The sequence below is a fragment of the Sphingopyxis sp. genome, assembly GCF_035565275.1.
Lineage (GTDB): Bacteria > Pseudomonadota > Alphaproteobacteria > Sphingomonadales > Sphingomonadaceae > Sphingopyxis.
Genome location: NZ_DATMST010000169.1, coordinates 1 through 8,791 on the forward strand (window position 1 = coordinate 1; position 8,791 = coordinate 8,791).

Genomic DNA, 8,791 nt, shown 5'->3' on the forward strand with positions numbered 1-8,791 from the left:
TTCCGCACCGGTCTCCGTTCCCGCTTCCCCGCGTGCGCCCGTCCGCGCCGACTTCACGCTGGCAGGCCTCGCCGAACAGGGTGCGGTGATGGTCGGCAAGGTGCCCGACGATACACGAACACTCACGCTCGACGGCAAGCCGGTTCGGGTCGCCGGCGACGGCGGTTTCCTGATCGCGTTCGACCGTGACGCGGGAGCCACCGCGCGGCTTGCCGCGACGCTGGCCGACGGGCGTGTGGTCGAGCGCTTCATTCCGGTTGCCGCGGGCCGCTGGCGGCTCGAACATATCAACGCGCCGTACCGCGGCAGCGCTTCGAGCGACGCCGATTTCGAGCGCCGGCGCCCCGCCGAGCTCGCCCGGATTGCAGCCGCGCGCGATATGGCGGTCGAATCGGACGGCTGGCGGCAGGCGTTCCGCTGGCCGGTGACCGGGCGCTTCTCGGGTTTTTTCGGATCGCAGCGCGTCTATCAGGGCAAGCCTGGCAGCTATCACAGCGGGACCGATGTCGCGGTGCCCGCGGGCACGCCTTTCGTAGCGCCCGCCGACGGGGTGGTCGTGCTCGCGGCGGACGCGCCCTTCACGCTCGAAGGCAATCTGCTGATCGTCGATCATGGAATGGGCCTCAGCAGCGCGTTCCTCCATTGCCAGCGGCTCGATGTGAAGGTCGGCGACCGGGTGACGCAAGGGCAAAGGCTGGGGACGGTTGGCCGGACCGGCCGCGCGACGGGGCCGCACATGCATTGGGGACTGAAATGGCGCGATGCGCGTCTCGATCCCGGCAAGCTTGCCGGGCCGATGGGGGGGTAACCGTTTGGGCGGGTCGGGCTGATTTCGTATCCAGTGAAACAAAATTTCGTGAATGCGGCGTTGCAGCATATTGTATTTCGTGGATTCTCCGGGTTGTTGCAAATACGTCACAATGCTCCGTGAAACGGCGGATTGCGCCGGAAATTTCCTTTACTCGCCTTGAACGAAGGGTCATCCCGCACGCTATCGGGGTGTTTGTGGTGTCGGCTATGCGCTGCTGCAACAGGGGCCCAGGTAGTTCAATCCACCAGTAGCAAGGGACTGCACTGTGAAGAAAACCCATTATTCCAAGCTGAAGATTGGCGCTGCTCCGCTCGTCCTGGGCATCGCGCTGATTTCGGCTCCCGCCGTCGCGCAGGATGTTTCCGCCGACGATAGCGCCGATTCCGGCGAGACCATTGTCGTCACCGGTTCGCGTATCGCGCGTCCCGAGGTTGAGCAGGCAAGCCCCATTTCGGTTGTGCGTTCGGAAGAGTTCGCTCTCCGTGGCGCGACCAACGTCGAAAACGTCCTGAACGCGATGCCGCAGGTGACCGGTTCGACCAGCGGCGCCGACAACAATCCGGGCGGCGGCGTCGCCACGGTGAACCTCCGCAACCTCGGCACCGGCCGCACGCTGGTGCTCGTCGACGGCCGCCGTTATGTGTCGTTCGACACCACGCAGGTCGTCGACCTCAACACCATTCCGTCGGCGCTGATCGAGCGCGTTGACGTCGTCACCGGCGGCCGTTCGGCCGTGTACGGTTCGGACGCCATCGCCGGCGTCGTCAACTTCGTCATGAAGCAGGACTTCGAAGGCGTCGAACTCAACTCGCGTTACGGCATTTCGAGCCGCGGCGACGGTGCGGAATGGGATCTGAACGGCACGATCGGTGCGAACTTCGACGATGGTCGCGGTAACATCGTGACGCACGTCGGCTACTTCAAGCGCAAGGCGGTTTATGCCGGCGCACGTGGCTTCTCGCGCAACGCCCTGTCGGAAACCGTCGATGACGATGGCAACCCCGTCTCCTTCTTCGGTGGCTCGGGCTCGGTGCCGCAGGGGCGTGTTGTCGTGGGTGGCACCAACTACGATTTTGGCGCCGACGGTTCGATCACGCCCTATGACGCGGCGACTGACTCGTACAATTATGCGCCGGTGAACTTCCTGCAGGTTCCGCAGGAACGCTTCCTGGTCACGACCATGGCTCGCTACGAAATCTCCGAAGCGTTCCAGCCTTACCTCCAGGGCACGTTCATCAACAACCGGGTGACCGGCGAGCTGGCGGCGACCCCGATCAGCAACGGAACGCCCATCGGTACGGGCGCCGACGCGCGCGCGCTGGGCCCGCTCCGGCTGCACGTCAATTCGCCCTTCCTCGCTCCCGCGACGCAGACGCTGTTCCGTTCGCTGGACACCGATGGTGACGGCTATATCACCACCGCGAACTACGGCTTCCGTACGACGGGCATCGGTCCGCGCACGCAGGTCGACGAACGCAATGCCTTCCGCGTCCTTGGCGGTATGAAGGGCGACATCGGCGGCGGCTGGAACTACGACGGCTACTATATGTACGCCCGTACGAAGAACACCCAGCGCCAGACCGGCAACGTCAACCTCGCCAACTTCCTGGGTGCGATCACCACGGCGTTCCAGGATCCGGTCACGGGCGCACTCAGCGGCACCCCCTTCGCCGGCGTGCCTGGCGGCGGCAACCTGGTCTGCGCCAACGGCGTGGCTTCGTGCGTGCCGGCCAACCTCTTCGGTGAAGGCAATCTCGACAGCGATGCGGCCGGCTATCTGGCCCTCGGCGCGACCAACATCGAAGAATATACGACGCAGGTTGCGAGTGTCGCCTTCACGAACAGCGAACTGTTCGACCTCGGCGCGGGCGGCGTTGGTATCGCGGTCGGTGCCGAATGGCGCAGCGAAAACGGCCGGACCGATCCCGACCAGAATCTGGCTTCGGGTAACGTCGCGGGCTTCAACCCGGGCGCTCCGACGTCGGGCGGTTACAGCGTGACCGAATTCTTCGCCGAAGTGAACGTGCCGCTGCTCGCGGATCAGCCGTTCGCGCATCGCCTGGAGCTGAACGGTGCGGCGCGTTATTCGAACTATTCGAATGCCGTCGGCAACGTCTTCACCTGGTCGGCCGGCGGTCTCTGGGAACCGGTCGACGGTGTCGGCATCCGCGGCCAGTATCAGAAGGCCATCCGCGGTCCGAACGTCAACGAACTGTTCCTCGGTCAAACCGTCAGCTTCGACGGCGCGTCGGATCCTTGCGCGACGGCTGGTGCCATCGCCGCGGGTCCGTTGCGTGAAGCTTGCCTTGCCAACGGCGTTCCCGTCGGCCGGCTGGGCGACCCGGATCTGGCCGATTCGGATCTCGTGAATCCGCCGACGACCATCATCGGCAATTCGAATCTGCGCGAAGAAAAGTCGAAGACCTGGACGGTTGGCGCGGTCTTCACGCCGAGCATGCTTCCCGGTTTCCAGGCGACTGTCGATTACTATAACATCAAGATCGACGGCTACATCTCGCGTCTGGGCCAGGCGAACCTCTTCGACGCTTGCTATCTCAATGGCGTCACGGAGTATTGCGATGCTTTCGGCCGCAACGAACTGGGTGAGGTCGACCGTATCCTCGATACGAACCTCAACTCGGGCGGTCTGAAAACCGACGGCATCGACGTCGGCTTCGGCTATAACTTCGCGATCGGCGAAGACAGCCGTATCGCTCTGGCGTTCAATGGCTCGCGTCTGCTGAAGTATGACTTCACGCCGATCGTGGGTGTGCCGCTGGTCAACGAATGCGCCGGCCGCTTCGGCAACGCCTGCGGCCAGCCGACGCCGAAGTGGAAGCACACTGCTCGTGCGACCTTCATGAACGGACCGCTCACCCTGTCGGCAGCATGGCGCTATCTCAGCAAGGTGCGCGACGATGACGATGATACGCTGTACTTCTTCGAAAACCTGGGTGCGCGTAACTACATCGACTTCGCGGCGCAGTTCGAAGCCGGGGATAACTTCACCCTGACTGCAGGCGTCAACAACGCCTTCGACAAGACGCCGCCGCTGGCAGCTTCCGCCCAGAATGGCGGTAGCGGCGAACAGACGAACACTTTCCCGAACGTCTATGACGTGATGGGCCGTTCGTTCTTCGTCAGCGGCAAGCTGCGCTTCTGATCCTTTTCGGATAGAAACGAAAAGAGAAGGGCCGGAGCGAAAGCTCCGGCCCTTCTTGTTTGTACCCCTTCGGCTTTATGCCTTGCGCGCGTCGTTCAGACGGCGCCCAGCTTGAGCCCCCCGTCGCCTTCGTCGACCCTGATCGTCGATCCATCTCTGACTTCGCCCTTCAGGATCAGGTCGGCGAGCGGGTCCTGCAGATATTTCTGCACCGCGCGCTTCAGCGGCCGTGCTCCATAAACGGGATCATAACCGACCCGCCCGAGCCAGGCGCGCGCCGCGTCGGTAAGGTCGAGCGTGACCTTGCGGTCGGCGAGCAGCTTCTGGACGCGCGCGACCTGAATATCGACGATACCGCCCATATGCTGCTGTGCCAGCCGGTTGAAGAGCACGATCTCGTCGAGCCGGTTCAGGAACTCGGGCCGGAAATGCGCGCGCACGACTTCCATTACGGCGGGCTCGGCCTGTTCGACCGGTGCATCGTCGGGAAGCGCCGCGATCGCCTGGCTGCCAAGATTCGACGTCAGGATGATCAGCGTGTTGGTGAAGTCGACCGTGCGCCCCTGTCCATCGGTGAGGCGCCCGTCGTCGAGCACCTGTAGCAGGATGTTAAAGACGTCGGCGTGAGCTTTCTCGACCTCGTCGAACAGCACCACCTGATAGGGCCGGCGGCGCACCGCTTCGGTGAGCGTGCCACCCTCTTCATAGCCGACATAGCCCGGGGGTGCGCCGACAAGCCGCGCGACGCTATGCTTCTCCATGAATTCGGACATGTCGATGCGGACCATCGCATTGTCGTCATCGAACAGGAAACGCGCGAGCGCCTTGGTAAGCTCGGTCTTGCCGACCCCGGTGGGGCCGAGGAAAAGAAACGAGCCGAGCGGGCGGTTCGGATCCTGCAGGCCGGCGCGCGCACGGCGGACCGCGGTCGATACGGCGCGAACCGCTTCGTCCTGGCCGATCACGCGCTGGGCGAGCGTGCTTTCCATCCCCAGCAGCTTCTCGCGCTCACCCTCCATCATCCGGTCGACGGGGATTCCGGTCCATTTGCTCACGACCGCGGCGATATCGTCGGCGGTAACCTCTTCGCGCAGCATCGCATTGCCCGCGGTGGCCTGTGCCTCCTCGAGCCGCCTTTCGAGGCCGGGAATGGTGCCATAGCTTAGCTCGCCCGCCTTCGCGAGGTCGCCGGCGCGCTGCGCCTGATCGAGAGCCGAACGCGCGGCGTCGAGCTCTTCCTTGATCTTCGCCTCGGCGTGGATCTTGTCCTTTTCGGCCTGCCATTTCTGGGTGAGCCCCGCCGACTGCTGTTCGAGGTTCGCAAGCTCGGCCTGAAGAGCGGCCAGTCGGTCCTTCGACGCGGCATCGCTTTCCTTGCCGAGCGCCGACTCCTCGATCTTCATCTGAATGATGCGGCGATCAAGCGTCTCGATCTCCTCGGGCTTCGATTCGACCTCCATGCGGATGCGGCTTGCGGCCTCGTCCATCAGGTCGATCGCCTTGTCGGGCAGGAAGCGGTCGGAGATATAGCGGTTCGACAGCGTCGCCGCGGCGACGATCGCGCCGTCGGTGATCCGCATGCCGTGGTGCAGCTCGTATTTCTCCTTGATGCCGCGCAGGATCGAGATCGAATCCTCGACCGTCGGCTCGCCGACGAAGACCGGCTGGAAACGCCGCTGGAGCGCTGGGTCCTTTTCGACATGCTTGCGATATTCGTCGAGCGTCGTTGCGCCGATGCAATGGAGCTCGCCGCGTGCGAGCGCGGGCTTGAGCAGGTTCGACGCGTCCATCGCGCCCTCGCCCTTGCCGGCGCCGACGAGCGTGTGCATCTCGTCGATGAACAGGATGATCTCGCCCTCGGCCGCCTTCACATCGTCGAGCACGCCCTTGAGGCGCTCCTCGAACTCGCCGCGATATTTGGCGCCCGCGATCAGCGCGCCCATGTCGAGCGAGAGGAGGCGGCGGTCCTTCAAACTGTCGGGGACGTCGCCGTTGGTGATGCGCAGCGCAAGGCCCTCGGCGATCGCGGTCTTGCCGACGCCGGGTTCGCCGATCAGCACCGGGTTGTTCTTGGTGCGGCGGGCCAGGATCTGGATCGTGCGGCGGATTTCCTCGTCGCGGCCGATCACGGGGTCGAGCTTGCCCTCGCGTGCGACTTCGGTGAGGTCGCGGGCGAATTTCTTGAGCGCTTCGTAGCGGTCTTCGCTGCTCGCGGTGTCGGCCGATCGGCCGCCGCGCAATTCGTTGATCGCAGCGTTGAGCGCGTCGGCCTTCACGCCGGCATCGGCGAACGCCTTGCCGACCGGGGTAGTGGCCGAAAGCACCATCGCGAGGAGGAGCCGTTCGACGGTGACATAGCCGTCACCCGCCTTGGTCGCCACTTGCTCCGCCTGATCGAGCAGGCGGACCGCGTCATTATCGAGCCCCGGCGTTTGCTGCGCGCCCGATCCCGACACGGCGGGGACCTTGGCAAGCAGCGCGTCGATGCCGGCGACCGCGCGCTTTGCGTCGCCGCCGCTCTTCGCGATCAGGCCCGCGGCCATGCCTTCATTGTCTTCGAGCAGCGCCTTGGCGATATGCTCGGGCGAGATCCGCTGGTGGTTCATGCGGATCGCGATCGTCTGCGCCGCCTGCAGGAAGCCTTTGGCGCGGTCGGTAAATTTTTCGAGGTTCATTCAGAAAGCCCCTTTCTTGCCGAGCAAGATAGTGTTGCTATTTGGCAACACAAGGGGCTTGCTACCAGTTCCGTTCGCATCGAGCGAAGTCGCGATGCCCATCGTGGCACACGCCTTCACGGTGTCTCGACTTCGCTCGACACGAACGGGAATGAGGGCGTCACTCCCCGCTACGCGCAAGCTGGTCGAGCAGCCGCACGCCGAAGCCCGTCATTCCCTTGGGGACGAGCGAGGTCGCCTTTTCGGAGCGGTTGACCCCGGCGATGTCGAGATGCGCCCACGGCGTCGCCTCGTCGACGAAGAAGCCGATGAAATGCGCGCCGAGGCTCGCGCCCGGTCCCTGCCCGGTCGCGGAGTTGCGGATGTCGGCGATGTCCGACTTCATCCGCTCGGCATAATCCTTGTGGAGCGGCAGGCGCCACAATTCCTCGCCGCTCGCGGTGCCGGCGGCGATCAGGCGCGCCGCGAGCGCCTCGTCGCGCGCGAAGAGGCCCGCATAGCTGTTGTCGAGCGCGCCGACGACCGCACCGGTGAGCGTCGCGATGTTGACGATCGCGCTGGGCCGATAGGCTTTGGCGACATATTCATTGGCATCGGCAAGGACGAGGCGCCCTTCGGCGTCGGCGTTGACCATCTCGATCGTCTTGCCCGACATGGTGCGGGTCACGTCGCCCGGACGCTGCGCATTGCCGTCGGGCATATTCTCGGCGAGCGCCGCGACCCCGACGACATGCACCGGTGCGCGCGATTTGGCGAGCGAGACAACCGCGCCCATCACCGATGCGGCGCCCGACATATCGCCCTTCATATTGCCCATTCCGGCGCCGGGTTTCAGCGACAGGCCGCCCGAATCGAAGGTGATTCCCTTGCCGACGAACGCGGTGGGTGCGTCGGGTGCGTTGGCGCCGCGATAGCGCACGAGCAGCAGGCGCGATCCGCGCGGACTGCCCTGACCGACGCCGACGATCGTTCCCATGCCGAGCTTGCGCATCGCCGCTTCGTCGAGCACTTCGATGCTGACACCCGGTGTATTGCCGAACGCCTCGCGCACGCGCGTGACGAAGCTTTCGGGATAGATGACGTTCGCGGGCTCGTTGGCGAGGTCGCGCGACAGGCGCACGCCTTCGGCAAGCGGCTTCCAGCGGCTCGTAAAGGCGGCTTCGGCGCCCGACGGATTGGCGCCGACAAACGTCACCGCGCCCGTCGGCGGCGCCTTTTTGTCGACGGTCTTGTAACGGTCGAAGCGATATTGGCCGAGCGCGAAGCCATAGGCGACATCGGCGGCCGAAACGTCGCCGAAGGCACCCGCGATCGCCACCGGCTGCGCTTCGCTCTTGAGTTCCTGCGCGGCCTTGCCGCCCGCTTCGGCGAGCGCGAGCGAAGAGGGGGTGGCACCCGCGCCGACGAGCAGGATGCGCGGGTACGCGCCGATACCGCGCAGCGATAATGTCGTGCCCGCCTTACCGTCGAAGCTCGCTGCAGCGATCGCGGCGGTGATCGCCGTGCGCTCGGCAGCGCCCAGCGCGATTCCGTCGAGCGGCGGCAGGGCGGCGTCGGTCATCACGATGACGAGCGCAGCGCCTGCCGGAGCGTTGGGTGCAAAGCCGATCGCGCGCTCGGCACTATTGCCGACGGTTGCCGGAACGACGCCCGATCCGGCGGTAGTCTGCGCCTCCGCGACGGGCGCGAGGGTGAGCGACAGGCAAGCGGAAAGGAGCAGGCTTTTCATGCGCATGGTTCGATAATCCCCGTTGTTCAATGACCTGACCCATGCATAGCGGCACACCGCTTGCCCGCAAATCCGGCTCGACGAACGACAGTCGCTTGCCATCGGACGACATGGCCGCCACAGATGCGCCGGACCAGGTGCGAAGAGGACCAGAGATGCTGCGACGGATTTTGCTGGGATTCCTGCTGCTGCTGGTGCTCACCGCCGCCTCGCTCGCGCTCTGGGAGCCGCTGACCGCCGAAGCGCCCGCCGCGCCCGCCTTCAAGCCCACCGACGTTCGGATTGCGCGCGACAAATTCGGTGTGCCGCATATCTTCGGCAAGACCGACGCCGATGTCGCTTATGGCGTTGCCTACGCGCACGCGGAGGATGATTTCTCGACCTTGCAGGAAGTGCTTGCGATGACGCGCGGC

Annotated in this window: 5 protein-coding genes; 3 read left to right on the forward strand and 2 right to left on the reverse strand. The window is 65.0% G+C overall.

The window, feature by feature from the left end:
* A partial coding sequence (locus tag VN047_RS11840; protein WP_325542913.1) for a M23 family metallopeptidase occupies positions 1 to 808 on the forward strand: 808 nt, incomplete at its 5' end.
* A gap of 268 nt (positions 809 to 1,076) precedes the next feature.
* Positions 1,077 to 3,974: a TonB-dependent receptor domain-containing protein gene (locus VN047_RS11845; protein ID WP_325542915.1), complete on the forward strand. Its 2,898-nt coding sequence runs from the start codon at positions 1,077 to 1,079 to the stop codon at positions 3,972 to 3,974.
* A gap of 95 nt (positions 3,975 to 4,069) precedes the next feature.
* Here VN047_RS11845 and clpB read toward each other — a convergent pair whose 3' ends face one another.
* Both clpB and VN047_RS11855 read right to left on the reverse strand, forming a co-directional pair.
* A complete protein-coding gene (gene clpB / locus VN047_RS11850) occupies positions 4,070 to 6,649 on the reverse strand; it encodes an ATP-dependent chaperone ClpB (protein WP_325542917.1) in 2,580 nt (859 codons plus the stop codon).
* Positions 6,650 to 6,809: 160 nt separating this feature from the next.
* Complete coding sequence (locus VN047_RS11855) at positions 6,810 to 8,378, reverse strand: leucyl aminopeptidase (RefSeq protein ID WP_325542919.1); 1,569 nt, start codon at positions 8,376 to 8,378, stop codon at positions 6,810 to 6,812.
* Positions 8,379 to 8,533: 155 nt separating this feature from the next.
* Between VN047_RS11855 and VN047_RS11860 the strand changes: the two genes are divergently transcribed.
* Positions 8,534 to 8,791, forward strand: a 258-nt coding sequence (locus VN047_RS11860; RefSeq protein ID WP_325542921.1) for a penicillin acylase family protein, incomplete at its 3' end; no start/stop codon positions are given.